Annotated in this window: 17 protein-coding genes and 1 tRNA gene; 13 read left to right on the plus strand and 5 right to left on the minus strand. The window is 68.9% G+C overall.

The window, feature by feature from the left end; translation table 11 throughout:
• Positions 1–539 precede the first annotated feature (539 nt).
• On the minus strand, positions 540–1046 hold the full coding sequence (locus ACWEPL_RS10895) for a MarR family winged helix-turn-helix transcriptional regulator (RefSeq protein WP_363970647.1): 507 nt from the start codon (positions 1044–1046) through the stop codon (positions 540–542).
• Between the two features lie 57 nt (positions 1047–1103).
• Between ACWEPL_RS10895 and ACWEPL_RS10900 the strand changes: the two genes are divergently transcribed.
• From ACWEPL_RS10900 to ACWEPL_RS10915, 4 genes are read left to right on the plus strand one after another with little or no spacing between them, the layout of a single operon-like run.
• Entirely contained in the window at positions 1104–1874 is a 771-nt protein-coding gene (locus ACWEPL_RS10900; protein WP_452435932.1) for a trans-aconitate 2-methyltransferase, read from the plus strand.
• On the plus strand, positions 1871–2209 hold the full coding sequence (locus ACWEPL_RS10905; protein WP_350725844.1) for a VOC family protein: 339 nt from the start codon (positions 1871–1873) through the stop codon (positions 2207–2209). Before ACWEPL_RS10900 ends, ACWEPL_RS10905 begins: the two co-directional genes overlap by 4 nt.
• Before the next feature lie 52 nt (positions 2210–2261).
• Positions 2262–3740 (plus strand): CYTH and CHAD domain-containing protein, encoded by a 1479-nt coding sequence (locus ACWEPL_RS10910; RefSeq protein WP_363970651.1) that lies wholly within the window; start codon positions 2262–2264, stop codon positions 3738–3740.
• Positions 3737–4912, plus strand: coding sequence for a cytochrome P450 (locus ACWEPL_RS10915; RefSeq protein WP_363970653.1), 1176 nt, complete (start codon positions 3737–3739; stop codon positions 4910–4912). Before ACWEPL_RS10910 ends, ACWEPL_RS10915 begins: the two co-directional genes overlap by 4 nt.
• 24 nt (positions 4913–4936) lie before the next feature.
• On the opposite strand, the gene ACWEPL_RS10920 is transcribed toward ACWEPL_RS10915, so the two are convergent.
• From ACWEPL_RS10920 to ACWEPL_RS10935, 4 genes are all read right to left on the minus strand, one after another.
• Complete coding sequence (locus tag ACWEPL_RS10920) at positions 4937–5767, minus strand: NUDIX hydrolase (protein ID WP_452435933.1); 831 nt, start codon at positions 5765–5767, stop codon at positions 4937–4939.
• Entirely contained in the window at positions 5760–7820 is a 2061-nt protein-coding gene (locus tag ACWEPL_RS10925) for an RNA degradosome polyphosphate kinase (protein WP_364242436.1), read from the minus strand. The genes ACWEPL_RS10920 and ACWEPL_RS10925 overlap by 8 nt, the downstream gene beginning before the upstream one ends.
• A 188-nt stretch (positions 7821–8008) precedes the next feature.
• On the minus strand, positions 8009–8968 hold the full coding sequence (locus ACWEPL_RS10930) for a TetR/AcrR family transcriptional regulator (RefSeq protein ID WP_397372103.1): 960 nt from the start codon (positions 8966–8968) through the stop codon (positions 8009–8011).
• A gap of 43 nt (positions 8969–9011) precedes the next feature.
• A complete protein-coding gene (locus ACWEPL_RS10935) occupies positions 9012–9950 on the minus strand; it encodes an acyl-CoA desaturase (protein ID WP_363970661.1) in 939 nt (312 codons plus the stop codon).
• Positions 9951–10250: 300 nt separating this feature from the next.
• On the opposite strand from ACWEPL_RS10935, the gene ACWEPL_RS10940 reads away from it, so the two are divergent.
• From ACWEPL_RS10940 to cysN, 9 genes are all read left to right on the plus strand, one after another.
• Positions 10251–10322, plus strand: a tRNA-Gln gene (locus ACWEPL_RS10940).
• A gap of 126 nt (positions 10323–10448) precedes the next feature.
• Positions 10449–11900: a bifunctional UDP-N-acetylglucosamine diphosphorylase/glucosamine-1-phosphate N-acetyltransferase GlmU gene (gene glmU, locus ACWEPL_RS10945; protein ID WP_452435934.1), complete on the plus strand. Its 1452-nt coding sequence runs from the start codon at positions 10449–10451 to the stop codon at positions 11898–11900.
• 64 nt (positions 11901–11964) lie between these two features.
• Positions 11965–12942: a ribose-phosphate diphosphokinase gene (locus tag ACWEPL_RS10950; protein WP_350725830.1), complete on the plus strand. Its 978-nt coding sequence runs from the start codon at positions 11965–11967 to the stop codon at positions 12940–12942.
• Between the two features lie 167 nt (positions 12943–13109).
• Positions 13110–13724, plus strand: a complete 615-nt coding sequence (locus ACWEPL_RS10955; protein ID WP_452435935.1) for a 50S ribosomal protein L25/general stress protein Ctc — start codon at positions 13110–13112, stop codon at positions 13722–13724.
• Positions 13725–13787: 63 nt separating this feature from the next.
• Positions 13788–14372: an aminoacyl-tRNA hydrolase gene (pth, locus tag ACWEPL_RS10960; protein WP_350725826.1), complete on the plus strand. Its 585-nt coding sequence runs from the start codon at positions 13788–13790 to the stop codon at positions 14370–14372.
• A gap of 108 nt (positions 14373–14480) precedes the next feature.
• The gene (locus ACWEPL_RS10965) at positions 14481–15920 is read left to right on the plus strand and encodes a sugar transferase (protein ID WP_452435936.1); all 1440 of its coding nucleotides are present in this window, start codon (positions 14481–14483) and stop codon (positions 15918–15920) included.
• Positions 15920–16684 (plus strand): 3'(2'),5'-bisphosphate nucleotidase CysQ, encoded by a 765-nt coding sequence (locus ACWEPL_RS10970; protein ID WP_363970670.1) that lies wholly within the window; start codon positions 15920–15922, stop codon positions 16682–16684. Before ACWEPL_RS10965 ends, ACWEPL_RS10970 begins: the two co-directional genes overlap by 1 nt.
• 20 nt (positions 16685–16704) lie before the next feature.
• A complete protein-coding gene (gene cysD, locus ACWEPL_RS10975) occupies positions 16705–17619 on the plus strand; it encodes a sulfate adenylyltransferase subunit CysD (protein WP_350725820.1) in 915 nt (304 codons plus the stop codon).
• Positions 17619–18881 carry a sulfate adenylyltransferase subunit CysN gene (cysN, locus tag ACWEPL_RS10980; RefSeq protein ID WP_363970672.1) on the plus strand — a complete coding sequence of 421 codons (1263 nt, stop codon included), beginning with the start codon at positions 17619–17621 and terminating at the stop codon, positions 18879–18881. The genes cysD and cysN overlap by 1 nt, the downstream gene beginning before the upstream one ends.
• The last annotated feature ends 2 nt before the right edge of the window (positions 18882–18883 follow it).

Here is an 18883-nt window from a genome sequence, read left to right on the forward strand (position 1 = left end):
CACGGGGCGGAGTGGCGTGGGGTGGCAGACCGCTTGGGCGACCGTCGTTTTGCGTCACCGGAGGTGGAGTGACTCGAAGGACTGATCGCTTGGGGTGGCCGAGGCTTCGTGTCGCACGGGGCGGAGTGGCGTGGGGTGGCAGACCGCTTGGGCGACCGTCGTTTTGCGTCACCGGAGGTGGAGTGACTCGAAGGACTGATCGCTTGGGGTGGCCGAGGCTTCGTGTCGCACGGGGCGGAGCGGCTTGGGTCGGCAGACCGCCTGGGCGACCGTCGCTTTGCGTCGCCCGAGGTGGAGGCGCTTGGGGTGGTCGATCGCGTGGGTGGTTGAGGCTTTGCGTCACCCGAGGTGGAGTGGGCTCGACGTGGCTGACCGCTTGGGGTGGCTGAGGCTTGGCGTCGCCCGGGGTGAAGCGGCTGGGGTGGTCGATCGCTTGGGTGACTGACGCGCCGCAGCACACCCGCCCGATGGGCGGGCTGGAGGGCGGGTTGGGGTCGTATGAGAAAGGCCCGATGCCTGCCGGGCGTAGAGCTGGTGGGCTATTGGGGAGAGTCGAAGGGGGCGAGGAGGGTGCGGAGGAGGCCTGAGAGAGCGCGCTGATCGTCGGAGCCGAGGCCGGACAGGAGCTCGTGTTCCCGCCGCAACAAGTCCGCGAAGGCCGCGTCCACGCGGGCGAGGCCCGGGTCCGTCAAGGACACCAGGACGCCGCGCCGGTCCTCGGGGTCGGGCCGGCGGCGCACCAGGCCCGCCTGGGCGAGCCGGTCGATGCGGTTCGTCATCGTCCCCGAGGTGACGAGCGTGGCCCGCAGCAGGGCGCCGGGGCTGAGCTCGTACGGCTTGCCGGCCCGCCGCAGCGCCGTCAGCACGTCGAACTCCCAGGGCTCCAGGTCGTGCTCGGCGAACGCCGCCCGCCTGGCCCGGTCGAGATGCTTCGCCAGCCGTGACACCCTAGAGAGAACCTGGAGCGGCTCGACGTCGAGGTCGGGGCGCTCCGCGCGCCAAGCCGCGACGAGGCGGTCCACCTCGTCTCTAGCATCCTCCGTCATGACACAAGAGTGTACTGTCTTGACATCGAGATATCTCTCTCGATATCAATTATCTTCATGTCAAGAGATATTTGGGACCCGGTAACGTACGCGGTCTACGCCGACGAGCGGTCGCGGCCGTTCATCGAGCTGATCTCCAGAGTGGGGGCGGTCGACCCCGATTATGTCGTGGACGCGGGCTGCGGCAGTGGTGAACTCACCGTTGAGCTGGCCAATCGCTGGCCCCGCGCTACCGTGGAGGGCTACGACTCCTCGCCCGCGATGATCACCAAGGCCCGCGGGCTGGGGTCCAGGGTGCGGTTCGCGGTGGCGGACGTGGCCACGTGGCGTCCCGACCGGCCGATGGACGTGATCGTCTCGAACGCCGTCCTGCAGTGGGTGCCGGAGCATCGCGAGGTACTGGAGCACTGGGTCGAGGATCTGGCCCCGGGGGGCTGGCTGGCGTTCCAGGTGCCGGGCAACTTCGGCGCGCCCAGCCACGTCGCCATCCACGAGCTGTGCGCCTCCCGCGCCTGGTCCGACAGGCTCGACGGCGTCCTCAGGGCGCACCCTGTCGACGACCCGATCGACTATCTGGACCTGCTCAACCACGGCGGCGCGCAGGTGGACGCGTGGGAGACGACCTACATGCACGTGCTCCAGGGTGAGAACCCGGTGCTCGACTGGGTCTCCGGCACCGCCCTGCGCCCGGTCTTCGACCGGCTCGACCCGGCCGAGCAGCGGCGGTTCAAGCAGGACCTCGCCAAGTCGCTCGCCGAGGTCTACCCGGCCAGGAGCTACGGGACCCCCTTCCCGTTCCGGCGGATCTTCGTGGTGATGCAGAAATGATCCAGGCGCTGCACCACGTCCAGCTCGCCGCGCCCAGGGGCAGCGAACCGGAGCTGAGGCGCTTCTACGAGGGTGTGCTGGGGCTGCGGGAGGTGCCCAAGCCGCCTGAGCTGGCCAAACGCGGTGGGGTATGGTTCAAGGGCGAGGGTGTGGAGGTCCACCTCGGCATCGAGGACGACTTCAGGCCCGCGCGCAAGGCACATCCTGCCTTCCTGGTGGACGACCTCGACGCGTACGCCCCCGGCATGGAGCCCGACCTGCTCTTCCCCGGCTACCGGCGGATCTATCTCTCGGACCCCGTCGGCAACAGAATCGAGCTCCTGCAGGTCGTGTGATGTTCACCTCAAAGTGGCATGATGTTCCGAAATCGGACTCTTGCGAGGTGTAGTGGGCATCGAGATCGAGGACAAATTTGACGTTCCTCCCGACTACGCGATTCCGGACCTGAGCCGAGTGGCCGAGGTCGTGGGGCCGAAGAGCTACCAGCTGGTGGCTCTCTATTACGACACCGCCGACCTGCGGCTGGCCGCGCGAGGCGTCACGCTCAGGCGGCGACGAGGCGGCGACGACGCCGGCTGGCACCTGAAGCTGCCCAAAGCCAAGGGGGTACGGCAGGAGATCACCCGTCCCCTCACCCGCAGCGCCAAGGTCGTGCCCGCGGAACTGGCCGAGCTCGTCCGCGCCTACACCCGCGGTGCCCCGCTCGTGCCGGTCGCCGAGCTGGACACCCGCAGGAGCGTCACCGTCCTGCTCGACGGCGACGTCAAGCTCGTCGAGGTCGCCGACGACCGCGTCAAGGGCACGGTGTACGGGGATGAGCCCACGATCGTACGGTGGCGCGAGGTCGAGGCCGAGCTGCTCGCCCCCGATCGCCAGGGCGTTCTCGCCAAGGTCGGCAAGCGCCTCAGGAAGGCCGGCGCGACACCCTCGGCGGCCGCCAGCAAACTCGCCAAACTGCTCGAACCCGCCCCGCTCCCCAAAGCCCCCACCGAGCCGGACACGGCGGGCGAGATCGTCGTCGCGTACCTGGCCGGGCAGGTCAACGCCCTCCTCGCGCAGGATCCGCGGGTCCGCAGAGCCGAGGACGACGCCGTGCACCAGATGCGCGTGGCCGCCCGCAGGATGCGCAGCGCGCTCAAGGCGTTCAAGAGCGTCATCGCGGACACCGCCCAGGTGCAGGACGAGCTGCGCTGGCTCGGCAACGTGCTCGGCGAGGCCCGCGACCTGGAGGTGATCAGGGCCAGGTTCGCCAAGGAGCTGGCCGGGCTGGAGCCCGAGCTGGTCCACGGCCCCATCCAGACCCGACTCGGTACGGATCTGTACGAACGCGAGCAGGAGGCGTACGGCCGCATCAAGGAGGCACTCAGCGGCGACCGCTACTACACCCTCCTCAACGCGCTCGATCAGCTCGTCTCCGTCCCGAAGCTGGAGAAGGCGGCGGCCAAGCCCGCCCAGAAGAAGCTCAGCGCCATCGCGGTGGCCGGCTGGAACCGGGTGACGAAGGCCTACGAAACCGCTCAGGCCATAGAAGACCCGGAACGTCGTGAAATAGCCATGCACGACGTACGCAAGGCCGCCAAGCGCGCTCGCTACACCGCCGAAGCGCTCCAACCCACTCTCGGCGCGAACATGGGCAAGCTGGCCAAACTCTCCGAGAACGTCCAGGAGATCCTGGGCACGCACCAGGACGGCGTGGTGGCGCAGGAGACGCTGGCGAAGGAGGCCGAGAGCGCCCGCCAGGCAGGCGAGGACACGTTCACGTACGGAGTGCTCATCGGCATCGAGCGCAGCGCGGCCGAGCGGGCGTACGCGGAGTTCCCCAGAGTCTGGGCAGAGACGGTCGGGGCGGTTATGAAGGTTCTATGAGGAACCTTCCCACCATCCCCTTCGAACGCGGCAACCTGCTGGAGGTGCCCGCCGCGTACCGCGACCTGCGGGCCGAAGCGGGCATCGCGAAGGTACGCACCCAGACGGGCGACGAGGTCTGGCTGGTCAGCGGCTACGAGGACGCGCGCAGTCTGTTCAACGACCCCAGGCTCGGGCGCTCGCATCCCGAGCCGGACAAGGCCGCCAGGCTGTCGGGATCGGCCATACTCGGCGGCCCCCAGGGCGACATCGCCACGGAGAAGGCCGAGCACGACCGCATGCGCAAGCTGTTCATGCCGTCCTTCTCGGCCCGCAGGATGAAGGCGCTCAGTGACCACGTCGGCTCGCTCGTGGACGAGCGGCTCGACCACCTGGCCAAGCTGACGCCGCCGGTCGACCTGCATGCCGAGCTCTCCTTCCCGCTGCCCGTGCTGGTCATCTGCCGGCTTCTCGGGGTGCCGTACGAGGACAGGGAGTACTTCGGGGGCGTGTCGTTCCGCCTGGGCGACATGCTGGACCTGGAGAAGGGCCAGGCGGCGCGCGATGAGCTGAGCGCGTACATGGCCGGGCTCATCGAGCGCAAGCGGCGCGAGCCGGCCGAGGACGTGCTGTCCGACCTGGCGAACGAGCTGGACGACGACGGGAAGATCGCCGAGCTCGCCGGCGGGCTGCTGTTCGCCGGCCACGAGACCACGGTCAACCGCATCGACTTCGGCGTGCTGCTCCTGCTCGCCAACCCCGCTCAGCGCGACCTGCTCATCGCCGACCCGGGGCTGGCGCCCGGCGCGGTCGAGGAGATCCTGCGGATGGCCACGCCGAGCCTGCACGGCCTGCCCAGGTACGCCCACGAGGACATCGAGATCGGCGGCCACACGATCCGCCGGGGCGAGGCCGTGGTGCTCACCCCGGGTGCGGCCAACCGGGATGAGCGGATCTATCCGGATCCGGATGTGTTCGACATCCGCCGTCCGCCGTCCGACCCGCATCTGAGCTTCGGGTACGGCCCGCGCTTCTGCATCGGCGCCAGCCTGGCCAGGGTCGAGCTGGTGGCGGTGTTCGGCAGGCTGTTCCAGCGCTTCCCCACCCTGCGGACGGCCGTACCCGTCGAGGAGCTGCCACGCAGCGAGGGGAGGATCGCCGACGGCTTCGCGAAGCTGGAGGTCACCTGGTGAGCGGCGCGGCCGCCAGGCGCTCGGTCAGGCCGCGTAGCGCTCGACGCTGACGACGTGCCCGCCCGCCCGCTGCAGCACGGCGAACGCGCCCTTGCGCAGGTGCAGGTCCTTTCCGCTCAACGTCCTGATCAGGTCGGGGAGCACCTTGCGGTGGCTGCACACGGCCGCGGGCACGGTGATCTCCCTGACCATGGCGGGGGTCTTCTGCGGGTCCTGCCCCTCCTCGCTGAGGAGGGGCTCCAGCTTGAGTTCGGCCCCGTACGGCTCCAGCGTCTGGACGCATCGGGCACTGGGGGAGCTGATCAGCAGCTCGGGCCGGTAGGCGGGCAGCGCGGTGGCCAGGTGCGCCGCCTGCGACCGGCCGTCGGTGTCGAGCGGGCGCAGCTCGTCGTCGCCCTGCCACTCGTTCCTGGAGCCGGCCGAGCCGTGCCGTACGAGGACGAGGGGCACGGTCTCGAGCGGCGCGGCCTTCAGCGCGCGCAGCAGCCCCACATCCCATTCGTACGTCAGCAGCCGCCTGGCGTCCTCTAACGGCAGCCAGCGCAGTTCGTCCACCTCGTCATCGGGGGAGAACCCGTCGTCGGCGGCCACCCGCGCCGTCCAGTAGTCGACCCGCTTGAGCCGCCCGGAGCTGAGGTAGTGGACCGGTGGCAGCGCGCGGCCGAGCAGCACGGTCAGCCCGGTCTCCTCCAGCACCTCGCGCAGGGCGGCGGCGATCACGTGCTCGCCGGACTTCAGCTTGCCCTTGGGGAAGGTCCAGTCGTCGTAGTTGGGACGGTGGATGACGGCGACCTCGGGGCGGCTCTCCTCGCCCCTCCAGACCACGGCTCCGGCGGCGCGGAGCAGGTCAGTCATCAACGGTCCTCCAGCGGCGCGTGCTGATGAGATGGCTCTGCGGGTCCTCGCCCGGGTGGCGGGCCCACGTGCCGTCGGAGTGCAGCACCCACGCGTTCGTGGTCTCGGCCATGGCCAGGTCCATCAGCTCGATGAGGTAGGCCTTGTGCTGCGGCGAGGTCACCTTGACCAGGGCCTCGACGCGGCGGTCGAGGTTCCTGCGCATGAGGTCGGCGCTGCCGATCCAGATCTCGGGCCGGCGGCCCAGGCCGAACTCGTACACCCGGGAGTGCTCAAGGAAGCGCCCCAAGACAGACCTTACGCGGATATTTTCGGACAAATCTGGAATGCCTGGGCGGAGGCTGCAGATGCCCCGCACCCACAGGTCCACCGGGACGCCCGCCCTGGACGCCCGGTACAGGGCGTCGATGATCGGCTCGTCCACCAGGGAGTTCGTCTTGATCCTGATCCGTGCCGGGCGCCCCGCCTCCTGGTGGGCGATCTCCCGCTCGATCCTGGCCAGCAGCCCGCTGCGCATCGAGTGGGGCGCGACCAGCAGCCGCCGGTAGGCGGAGTGGTTGGAGTAGCCGGTCAGGTGGATGAACAGGTCCGTCACGTCCTCGCCGACCAGCGGGTCGGCCGTGAGCAGGCCGAAGTCCTCGTACTGCCGGGCGGTCTTGGGGTTGTAGTTGCCGGTGCCGATGTGGCAGTAGCGGCGCAGCTCGCCCGAGGGCTCCTGGCGGACCACGAGCGCGAGCTTGCAGTGGGTCTTCAGCCCGACCACGCCGTAGACGACGTGGCAGCCGGCCCGCTCCAGCTTGCGCGCCCAGGAGATGTTGGCGTGCTCGTCGAAGCGGGCCTTGATCTCCACGACCACGACGACCTGCTTGCCCGCCTCGGCCGCGTCGATCAGCGCGTCCACGATGGGGGACTCGCCGCTGGTGCGGTAGAGAGTCTGCTTGATCGCCAGGACCCTGGGGTCGGCCGCGGCCACCTCGATGAAGCGCTGCACGCTGGTGGCGAACGAGTCGTACGGGTGGTGCAGCAGCACGTCGCGCTCGCGCAGGATCGAGAAGAGGTCGTCCTCGGCGCTGATCACCTCGGCGGGCACGAACGGCCGGTAGCTCAGCTCGCCCCGGTCCAGGTCGGCGATGGCGTGCAGGCCCGACAGGTCGAGCGGCCCCTGCAGCCGGTAGATCTCGTGCGGCGCCAGCTCCAGCTCCTCGATCAGCGGCGCCAGCACCTCCGGGGTGATCGTGTCCTCGACCTCGAGCCGCACGGGCGGGCCGAACCGCCGCTTGAGCAGCTCCTTCTCCAGAGCCTGCATGAGGTTCTCGGTGACGTCCTCGTCGACGTCGAGATCCTCGTTCCTGGTGACGCGGAAGACGTGGTGCTGGAGGATCTCCATGCCCTTGAAGAGCTGCCCCAGATGGGCCGCGATGACATCCTCAAGAGGGACGAACCGGTCCTTCGAGGCTTGCACGAACCGCGGCAACTGCGACGGCACCTTGACCCTCGCGAACACCGTGTGATCGGTGGCCGGATTCCGCACCAGGACCGCGAGGTTCAGGCTGAGCCCGGAGATGTAGGGGAAGGGGTGCGCGGGGTCCACGGCCAGCGGCGTCAGCACGGGCCTGATCCGCTCCCTGAACAGCTTGCGCAGCTCCGTACGCTCCTCGCGGCCCAGCTCGTCCCACCGGACGATCTCGATGCCCTCGGCGGCCAGCTGAGGGGAGATGTGGTGGTGGAAGGCCGCGGCGTGCCGGATGGCCAGATCGTCCGCGATCGTGGCGATCCTGGCCAGCTCCTCGCGCGGCTTCAGCCCGCTCTTGGTACGCAGCAGCAGGCCCGTGGCCATGCGCCGTTTCAGGCCCGCGACCCGTACGCGGAAGAACTCGTCGAGGTTGCTGGCGAAGATCGCCAGGAAGCGCACCCGCTCCAGGAGGGGGGTCGATGGATCTTCGGCCAGATCGAGCACGCGCTCGTTGAACTGGAGCCAGCTCTCTTCGCGATTGAGAAACCGCTCCTGAGGCAGGGGCAGGTCGTTGGCGGGTTGGAACGGTTCCGCGGACATATGGCCTATATTGCCCCGTTTGGTTGAACAGAACGTTAACGTGGTCGCAACGGCTTATCCCGGAAAGTCAACCACGCTCTACCCAATCGTCACTCAAGACATCCCCCCTGTTCAAGCCCACCGCCGGACCGTCTTCCCGCATCCGCCCCTCCCGCCGACGCCTTCCGGACCGGGGTCCTGACGGCGGATTACTCCTGGTGGTCCGCCTGTTCGAGGCGGGCGGTGCGTTCGGCGAGGCGGGCCTCGCGCTGGCGGATCTTCTCCTCGCGCTCCCGCGCCTTCTCCGCCTCCTTCAGCACCCGCTCGCGCTCCTTCTCGGCCTCCTTGAGCAGCCGTTCCCGCTCCTTGAGGTCCCGGACCCGCGCCTTCTCCGCCTCCTTGAACTCCCGCACCCGTGCCTTCTCGGCCTCCCTGAGCTCCTTGTCCCGCGCCTTCTCCAGCTCGCGCAGCTCCTTCTCGCTCGTGCGCGGCTTGGCGGGGACGGGGGCCGGGGCGGGGACGGAGACGGGCTGGTCGCGGGTCGCCGCGGTGATCGCCGGGTCGGGGTTGAGCCCGGTCAGGCCGTTCCAGGCCAGGTTGACGAGGTGGGCGGCGACCTCCTCGCGACCCGGCTTGCGTACGTCGAGCCACCACTGCCCGGTCAGCGCGACCATGCCGACCAGCATCTGGGCGTACATCGGCGCGAGCTTGGGGTCGTAGCCGCGGGCCGCGAACTCGTCGGCGAGGACGTCCTCGACCTGGCTGGCGATCTCGCTGATCAGGCTCGCGAACGTGCCGGTGCCCGAGGCGGCGTGGGAGTCGCGCACCAGGATGCGGAAGCCCTCGCTGCTCTCCTCGATGTACTGGAGCAGCGCCAGCGCGGCCCGCTCCAGTTTGATCAGTGAATGGGACGCGGCCAGCGCCTCGGTGATCATGGTGAGGAGCTTCTGCATCTCGCGGTCCACGACGACCGCGTAGACGCCTTCCTTGCCGCCGAAGTGCTCGTAGACCACGGGTTTCGACACCTGTGCGGTAGCGGCGATCTCCTCGATAGAGGTCCCGTCGAACCCCTTCTCCGCGAAGAGGGTGCGGCTGATGCTGATCAGCTGCTCTCTGCGCTCGCTACCGGACATGCGCCTGCGAGATCGGGGTTCGGTCACGGTCTCCATAATGACGGCCACGGGTGCGCGGCCGTTCACCGGCTGATCTACGTCAGGCAATGCGCTTCGCCGCCAGGCGTTCGGGGGTAGGCCAGCGGACGTCGTACGCCCAGCCCAGCTTCTCGAAGATCCGGATGGACCCGGCGCTCAGGTCGATCTGGCCCTTGAGCGCACCGTGCCGGGCGCAGGTCGGGTCGGAGTGGTGCAGGTTGTGCCAGGACTCGCCGAAGGACGGGATGGCCAGCCACCAGACGTTGCGCGACTTGTCGCGTACCTGGAACTCCTCCTCGCCGAAGACGTGGCAGATGGAGTTGATCGACCAGGTCACGTGGTGCAGCAGGCCGATGCGGATGAGCGAGCCCCAGAACAGCGCGGTCAGCGCGCCCTGCCAGGACCAGGTGACGAGCCCGCCGATCACGCCGGGGAGCACGATGGAGGTGAGGGCGATCGTGCCGAACCACTTGTGCAGCTTCATGACGTCGGGGTCCTTGACGAGGTCGGGAGCGTACTTCTCGCGGTTGGTCCGCTCGCTCTCGAACAGCCAGCCCATGTGGGCGTACAGGAGGCCCTTGGACAGGGACTTGAAGCCGGGGCCGAACCGCCACGGCGAGTGCGGGTCGCCCTCCTTGTCGGAGAACTTGTGGTGCTTGCGGTGCGTGGCCACCCAGTCGAGCACGGACATCTCCAGCGACAGGCTGCCCGCGATGCCCAGCGCGATCTTCAGCGGCCGCTTGGCCTTGAACGAGCCGTGGGTGAAGTAGCGGTGCAGCCCCACGGTCACGCCGAGCCCGGAGATCACGTAGAAGACGAAGGAGATGACGATGTCCGACCAGCCGAGTCCCCATCCCCACGCGAACGGCACCGCGGCCGCGATCGCGATCAGCGGCAGCCCGACGACGAGCGTGAAGGTGACCAGTTCTGCCTTGGATCTGGGCTCGGGTTCGAATTCGGGCTTCGGTGTCGGGGCTGAACGCTCGGCGACAACGGTCATGGACGACCTCCAACGGCATGTATGAGGATGTATGTCCGGACTACGCAACCGTAACCTACGCTAGCGTAAGTAAGGAAGCCCTAAGCCGTTAATGGGGGGAACGTGACGCTCTGCAGAACAAGGTGGGTGGGGTTCGCGCCTTGCGCCTTTTAGGGCGGTCTGTTATACCGTCGGCGTGCCGCGTACCTGCCGTTACCTGGGACTTCGCGCCCGAGCCGGGTGTGGGACGCAATTACGGGCGCGCGCCGGGGTTCGGGATCGGTATCGTAGGGATGTGTCGGACGCCACGTGTCCGATCTGTCCCGGATCGTCTAATCGGCAGGACAAGTGGTTTTGGTCCACTTTGTAGGGGTTCGAGTCCTCTTCCGGGAGCTGTGACCTGCTCCCCCGGCGAGAATGTTCGGGGTGCGTCCAGGTATCCTCACGGTGTCGGGAGGGTAGCGGTGCGGTAGACGTACCAAATGCCCTGATCCGTCCAGTCACAGGGAGCCTCAGTCCGTGAGTGTGCCGCGCCCGGCAGCCGTCATCGTCCTCGCCGCGGGCGAGGGTACCCGGATGAAGAGTCAGACCCCCAAGGTCCTGCATGAGCTATGTGGCCGTTCGCTGGTCAACCACATGCTCGCAGCCGCCCGCGACCTCGATCCGCAACAGCTGATCGTCGTCATCGGCCACGCGCTGGAGCAGGTCGGCGGCCACCTGGCCGCCACCAGCCCCGACGCGCGCGCCGTCGTCCAGCATGAGCAGCGTGGCACCGGCCACGCGGTCCGCACCGTGCTCGAAGAGGTCGGCGTGATCTCCGGCACCGTGCTGGTCACGTACGGGGACGTGCCGCTCATGCGCCCGCGAACCCTCGCCGAGCTGCTCGAACGGCACGAGGCCGAAGGCAATGCGGTCACCGTGCTGACGGCCAACGTGCCCGATCCGACCGGCTACGGGCGGATCATCCGCGACGAGAGCGGCGCCGTGCTGGAGATCGTCGAGGAGAAGGACGCCAGCCCGGAGCAGCGCGCGATCAAGGAGATGAACTCCGGCATCTACGCCTTCGACGGCTCGCTGCTCGCCGACGCCGTCAAGCGCGTGTCCACCGACAACGCCCAGGGTGAGGAATACCTCACCGACGTCCTGGCCATCCTGCGCGGCGACGGCCACCGGGTCGGCGCCTGCGTCGCGGGCGACTTCGTCGAGGTCGAGGGCGTCAACGACCGCGTGCAGCTCGCCGCCGCCCGCAAGGTGCTCAACCTGCGCCTGCTCGAGGACCACATGCGCGCCGGGGTGACGATCATCGACCCCGGCAGCACCTGGATCGACGTCGGCGTGCGGATCGCGCCCGACACGGTCATCCACCCCGGCACCCAGCTCCACGGCGACACCGTGATCGAGACCGGCGCCGAGGTCGGCCCCGCCACCACGCTGACCGACACCCGCGTCGGCGAAGGCGCCGTCGTCCGCAACGCCGTCTGCGACAGCGCCGACATCGGCCCCGAGGTCAGCGTCGGCCCCTACGCCTACCTCCGCCCCGGTACGGTGCTCGGCCGCAAGTCCAAGGCCGGCACGTTCGTCGAGATGAAGAACACCAAGGTCGGCGAGCGCTCCAAGGTGCCGCACCTGTCCTACGCGGGGGACGCCACGATCGGCGACGACGTCAACATCGGCGCCTCCACCGTCTTCGTCAACTACGACGGGGTCAACAAGCACCAGACGACCATTCGCGACGGGGTGTTCGTCGGCTGCGACACCATGCTCGTCGCCCCGGTGACGGTCAATGACGGCGCCTACACGGCGGCGGGCTCGGTGATCGTCGACGACGTGCCTCCCGGCGCCATCGGCGTGGCGCGTGCGCGGCAGCGCAACATCGAGAAATGGGTCTTGCGCAGGCGCGCGGGCACGAAGTCGGCCGCGGCCGCCCAGCGGGCGCTGGCCGAGCAAGAGCAGCAGGAGAGTGGCAAATGACCGAGCTTGTTGAGGTCATCAGTAAGCACAGCAGCACGGTCATGAGACCGACGAAGGAGGTCTCATGAGCAGTATCAAACAGCCGGGCGAGAAGAACCTCATGCTCTTCTCGGGCCGGGCCTACCCCGAGCTCGCCGACGAGGTGGCTCATCACGTCGGCGTCTCCCTCACCCCCACCAAGCTGATCGACTTCGCCAACGGCGAGATCTACGCGCGCTATCTGGAGTCCGTACGCGGCTGCGACGCGTTCGTCATCCAGAGCCACACCGCGCCCATCAACAAGTGGATCATGGAACAGCTGATCATGGTCGACGCGCTGAAGCGGGCCTCCGCCAAGCGCATCACCGTGGTCATGCCGTTCTTCGGCTATGCCCGCCAGGACAAGAAGGGCCGGGGCCGCGAGCCCATCACGGCCCGGCTGATGGCCGACATGTTCAAGACCGCGGGCGCCGACCGGCTCATGTCGATCGACCTGCACACCTCGCAGATCCAGGGCTTCTTCGACGGCCCGGTCGACCACCTGTTCGCGATGCCGGTGCTGGAGAGCTACCTCAAGAACAAGCTCGACCTGGAGAACACCACCGTCGTCTCGCCCGACACCGGCCGCGTCCGGCTGTCGGAGCGCTGGGCCGACACGCTCGGAACGCCGCTGGCGTTCATCCACAAGCGCCGTGACCTCGACGTGGCCAACCAGGTGAAGGTCAGCGAGGTCGTCGGACGGGTCCGCGGCCGCACCTGCGTGCTGATCGACGACATGATCGACACCGCGGGCACCATCTGCAAGGCCGCCGACGCCCTCTACGAGCAGGGCGCCACCAACGTGATCACCGCCGCCACCCACGCGGTCTTCTCCGACCCGGCCGTCGACCGGCTGAAGAACTCCCGGATCTCCGAGGTCATCGTCACCAACACGCTGCCGCTGGCGGAGGCCAACAGGTTCGACAAGCTGACGGTGCTGTCGATCGCGCCGCTCATCGGCCGCGCGATCACCGAGGTCTTCCAGGACGGCTCGGTCACGAGCTTGTTCGAGGGTGACACCTGAGCTGTGATGGATCCGCAGCGAAGTGAGGACATCCATCACAGCCTTCCGAGCGGAGCTCGGCAGACAGCGCTGTAGACTGGCCCGGTTGCGCTCGTAACGCCTTCCGCTAGGGCGGGTGAGGGAGAGCGCCGACACCCACCAGACTCCAAGCATCCCTAGGAGATGTCATGTCCGAAGTACGTATCGCCGCCGAGCCGCGCAACGAGTTCGGCAAGGGCGCCGCTCGCAAGATCCGCCGCGCCGACAAGGTGCCCGCGGTTCTCTACGGGCACGGCATCGACCCCAAGCACCTGACCCTGCCCGGCCACGAGGTGCTCCTCGCGCTCCGCACGCCCAACGTGCTGATCCACCTCAAGGGTGAGGGCGTCGACGAGCTGGCCCTGCCCAAGGGCGTGCAGCGCGACCCGATCAAGGGCTTCGTCGAGCACGTCGACCTGCTGCTGGTCAAGCGCGGCGAGAAGGTCACGGTCGAGATCCCGGTCAACACGGTCGGCGACGTCCACACCGACGGCCTGCTCGACCTGCAGCTCGTCGCCGTCGCCGTCGAGGCCGAGGCCACCCACATCCCGACCGGCGTCGAGGTCGACGTCGAGGGCCTGGAGGTCGGCACCGCCATCACGGCCGCGCAGCTCGCGCTGCCGAAGGGCGCCACGCTGGCCGCCGACCCCGAGTCTGTCGTGCTCCAGGTGATCGCCAAGCCGGTCGAGGCGCCGGAGGAGGCCGAGGAGGCCGCCGAGGGTGTGGTCGCCGAGGGCGAGACCGCAGAGGCTTCCGCCGAGTAACGGTCCGATTCGTGAACGGGGCGGCCGGACTCGAGCCGCCCCGTTCCGCTGTTAGGGGTGCAGATGGATCGCTGGCTGATCGCCGGCCTGGGCAATCCCGGGCCCGAATACGCGGGCAACAGGCACAACGCGGGCTTCATGGTGCTCGACGAGCTCGCCGCCAGGGCCGGCGGGCGGTTCAAGGCGCACAAGAGCAGGGCTGAGGTGTGCGAGACCAGCACCGCGATCCTGGCCAAGCCCCTCACCTACATGAACCTCTCCGGCGGGCCCGTCAAGGCGCTCTCCGACTTCTACAAGATCGGCCCGGAGCGGCTGATCGTCGTCCACGACGAGCTCGACGTGCCCTACGGCGCGCTCAGGGCCAAGCTCGGCGGCGGCGACAACGGCCACAACGGCCTCAAGTCGATCACCAAGGTCCTCGGCACCCGCGACTACCTGCGGGTCCGCTTCGGCATCGGGCGCCCGCCCGGGCGCATGGACGCGGCCTCCTTCGTGCTGCGGGACTTCGCCACCATGGAGCGCAAGGACCTGCCCTTCCTCGTGGACCGGGCGGCCGACGTCGTGGAGTCGCTGATGTCCCGCGGCCTCGAAGTCACCCAGAACGACTTCCACCGGTCTGATCTGCATATTTCGGGCCCTCCACGCTGATCGCCACATAGGTCCGTTCGCCGGTTCCCTGCCTCTCCCGCAGCTACCATCTGTGACTGTCCGTTCAGGAATGGTCACCTGGAGGCATGCGTGCGGGGTGAGGGCTTCATGGCCGTCGTCGGACCGGGCCATGTGGCCTCCTGGCGAGTCAGCCCGCGCACGCCCACCTGGGTCCGCTCCTACCGCTTCCGCGCGGTGCTGGGCGACCTCTGCGGGGCCTGGGTGGGGTCCGGGCTCGCCTTCTACGTTCGCTTCGGCGAGCTCACGCCGTACGTGCTGCCGTACCTGCTGGTCAGCCTGGCCCTGCCGGTGGTGTGGGCGTTCGCGGTGGCGCTCAACCGCGCGTACGAGCCGCGCATGCTCGGCGTCGGCTCCGAGGAGTTCCGCCGGGTCGTGCAGTCGGGCGTCGCGCTGACCGCGGGCACCGCCATCGGCTCCTACCTGACCAAGACCGACGTCGCCCGGGGCTACGTCGTGCTCGCGCTGCCGCTGGTGACGTTGCTCACGCTGCTCCTCAGGTACGCCCTGCGCCGCTCCCTGCACCGGCGCAGGGCGGCGGGGGAGTGCATGCGCAAGGTGGTCGCCGTCGGGCACGAGACGTCCGTCGAGGAGCTGGTGCGGCTGTTCCGGAAGGAGCGCTACCACGGCATGGACGTCGTGGCCGCCTGCCTGCCGGGGGGCGTGCCGGGCGACTTCGTGGGCGAGGTGCCGGTCGCCGGCGACCTCAGCGACGTGCCGATCGTGGTCGACCAGTTCCGCGCCGACACCGTGGCCGTGCTGGCCTGTCCCGAGATGGACGGGCAGGCGCTGCGGCGGCTGGCCTGGCGGCTGGAGCGCACCCACACCGATCTGGTGGTCGCCCCGGCGCTGATGGACGTGGCGGGCCCGCGCACCATGATCAGGCCGGCCGCCGGGCTGCCGCTCCTGCACGTGGAGCACCCCGAGCTGGGCGGGGCCAGGAAACTGGTCAAGAACATCTTCGACCGGCTGGTCGCCACCGCGCTGCTGGTGCTGCTCGCGCCGCTGCTGGTGGGACTGGCGGTGGCCGTACGCGTGACGAGTCCGGGGCCCGCGCTGTTCAGGCAGACCAGGGTCGGCAGGGACGGGAGACTGTTCACGATCCTGAAGTTCCGCACCATGCGGCGCGGCTCCGAGCAGCAGAAGATCACCTTGGTCAGCGACCGCGACGGCGTGCTCTTCAAGATCAGGAACGATCCCCGGGTCACGCCGCTGGGCACGCGGATGCGCCGCACCTCGCTGGACGAGCTGCCACAGCTCATCAACGTCGTACGCGGCCACATGTCGCTCGTCGGCCCCCGGCCGCCCCTGCCGGAGGAGGTGGCGCGCTACGGCGACGACGTGCGCAGACGGCTCCTCGTACGCCCCGGGATGACGGGCCTGTGGCAGGTCAGTGGTAGATCTGACCTATCGTGGGAGGAATCCGTCCGCCTCGATCTGCGTTACGTGGAGAACTGGTCCCTCACGCTCGACCTCCAGATCCTGTGGAAGACTTGGTCGGCCGTCGCCCGCGGGCAAGGAGCTTATTGATGACGATTCGCGACGACCACGCACTCGCCGCTGATCTGGCCACCGAGGCGGGCGAGCGGCTGCTGCGCATTCGCGAGCGCACCGGGTTCGGCGACTCCTCCGCCCTGCGCGCGGAGGGCGACCGGGCCTCCCACGTCTTCCTCATGGAGTCGCTGGCCAGGCTCCGTCCCAGTGACAGTGTGCTGTCGGAGGAGGCCACCCGCGAGGAGCGGCTCGACCCGCGCCGGCTCAGCGCGTCCCGGGTGTGGATCGTGGACCCGCTCGACGGCACGCGCGAGTTCGCCGAGGAGGGGCGGTCCGACTGGGCCGTGCACGTGGCGCTGTGGGAGGGCGGCAGGCTGACCGCGGGCGCCGTGGCGCTGCCCGCCCAGGGCCGCACGCTGACCACCGCGGAGCCGCCCGGGTCGCGCTCCTTCGACGGGGGGCGGTTCCGCATCGCGGTGAGCCGCACGCGCCCGCCGGAGTTCGTGCAGAAGCTGGCCTACCTCCTCGGAGCCGACCTGGTCCCCATCGGGTCCGCCGGGGCGAAGATCTCGGCGGTGCTCACCGGCGAGGTCGAGGCGTACGTACACGCCGGGGGCCAGTACGAGTGGGATTCCGCCGCGCCGGTCGCCGTCGCCCAGGCCGCCGGGGCCCACGCGAGCCGGATCGACGGCTCCGAGCTGACCTACAACCAAGCCGACCCGTCACTACCGGATATCCTGGTTTCCCTACCTGAGCTAGCGACATCGCTGCTCAGCGGGATTCGGGACCTGCACCGCTAAAACCGCCGGAGGAAGCTCCCATGCTCCAGCGCGACTACACGACGTCGCAGCTCGACGTGCTCGAAGCCGAAGCCATTCACATCATGCGCGAGGTTGCGGCCGAGTTCGAGCGTCCCTGTCTGCTCTTCTCCGGAGGCAAGGACTCGATCGTCATGCTCCGCATCGCGGAGAAGGCGTTCTGGCCCGCGGCCATCCCGTTCCCGCTCATGCACGTCGACACGGGCCACAACTTCGACGAGGTCATCGACTTCCGCGACCGCCGCTCCACCGAGCTCGGCGCGCGGCTGATCGTGGCCAGCGTGCAGGACTCCATCGACGCCGGCCGCGTGGTCGAGGAGACCGGGCGGCGCGCCTCGCGCAACCGGCTGCAGACCACCACGCTGCTCGACGGGATCGAGGAGCACGAGTTCGACGCGGTCTTCGGCGGCGCTCGCCGCGACGAGGAGAAGGCCCGCGCCAAGGAGCGGGTCTTCTCCTTCCGCGACGACTTCGGCCAGTGGGACCCGAAGAACCAGCGCCCCGAGCTGTGGAACCTCTACAACTCGCGCATCCGCAAGGGCGAGCACATCCGCGTCTTCCCGCTGTCCAACTGGACCGAGCTCGACGTCTGGGACTACATCAGGCGCGAGGGCATCGAGATCCCCTCCATCTACTTCGCCCACACCCGCAAGGTGTTCGAGCGCGACGGCATGCTGCTGCCCGACTCCGAGGTCGTGCAGCGGGGTGACGACGAGCCGCTGTTCGAGGCCGTGGTGCGCTACCGCACCGTGGGCGACATGACGTGCACGGGCGCCGTGCAGTCCACGGCCGCCACGGTCGAGGAGATCATCGAGGAGATCGCGGCCACCCGGATCACCGAGCGCGGGGCCACCAGGGCCGACGACCGCGCGTCGGAGGCCGCGATGGAGGACAGGAAGAGGGAAGGCTACTTCTAATGGACATTCTTCGCTTTGCCACAGCGGGAAGTGTCGATGACGGTAAGTCCACCCTCATCGGACGGTTGCTCTTCGACTCCAAGGCGATCTTCGAGGACCAGCTGGAGGCGGTCGAGCGCACCTCGCGCGACCGGGGCACCGAATACACCGATCTGTCGCTGCTGACCGACGGCCTGCGGGCCGAGCGGGAGCAGGGCATCACGATCGACGTGGCGTACCGCTACTTCGCGACGCCCCGGCGGAAGTTCATCATCGCCGACACGCCCGGCCACATCCAGTACACCCGGAACATGGTCACCGGCGCCTCCACGGCCGACCTGGCGATCATCCTCATCGACGCCCGCAAGGGCGTGCTGGAGCAGTCGCGGCGGCACGCGTTCCTGACCACGCTGCTGCGGGTGCCCCACCTGGTGCTGGCCGTCAACAAGATGGACCTGGTGGGCTACTCGCAGGAGCGGTTCGACGAGATCAAGGAGGAGTTCACGGCGTTCGCGTCCAAGCTGAACGTCGCCGACCTCACCTTCATCCCGATCTCCGCGCTCAACGGCGACAACGTGGTCTCGCGCTCCGAGAACATGCCGTGGTACCTCGGCACGTCGCTGCTGCACCACCTGGAGAACGTCCACATCGCCTCCGACCGCAACCTGGTCGACGTGCGCTTCCCCGTTCAGTACGTGATCCGCCCGCAGCGGGCCACCGAGCAGGCCTTCCACGACTACCGCGGCTACGCGGGCCAGGTCGCGGGCGGCGTGCTGAAGCCCGGCGACGAGGTGGTGCACCTGCCCTCGGGCCTCACGACCCGCATCGCCTCGATCGACACCTTCGACGGGCCGGTGGAGGAGGCGTTCCCGCCCATGTCGGTGACGCTGCGCTTCGAGGACGACCTCGACATCTCGCGCGGCGACATGATCGCCCGGCCCAACAACCAGCCGCAGGTGGCGCAGGAGCTGGAGGCGATGATCTGCTGGATGGCCGACGGGCTCAAGCTGACGCCGCGCTCCAAGCTGACGATCAAGCACACCACCCGTACGGCCCGTGCCATGGTGCGCGACCTGCACTACCGGCTCGACGTCAACACCCTGCACCGCGACGAGGAGGCGGCCTCCCTCGGCCTCAACGAGATCGGGCGGGTGTCGCTGCGGATCACCCAGCCGCTGTTCGTGGACGACTACGCGCGTAACAGGCTCACCGGCGGCTTCATCCTGGTTGACGAGGCCACGAACGGCACCGTCGGCGCCGGCATGGTCATCGACGCCCGTTAGGT

The sequence above is a fragment of the Nonomuraea sp. NPDC004186 genome (assembly GCF_053603495.1).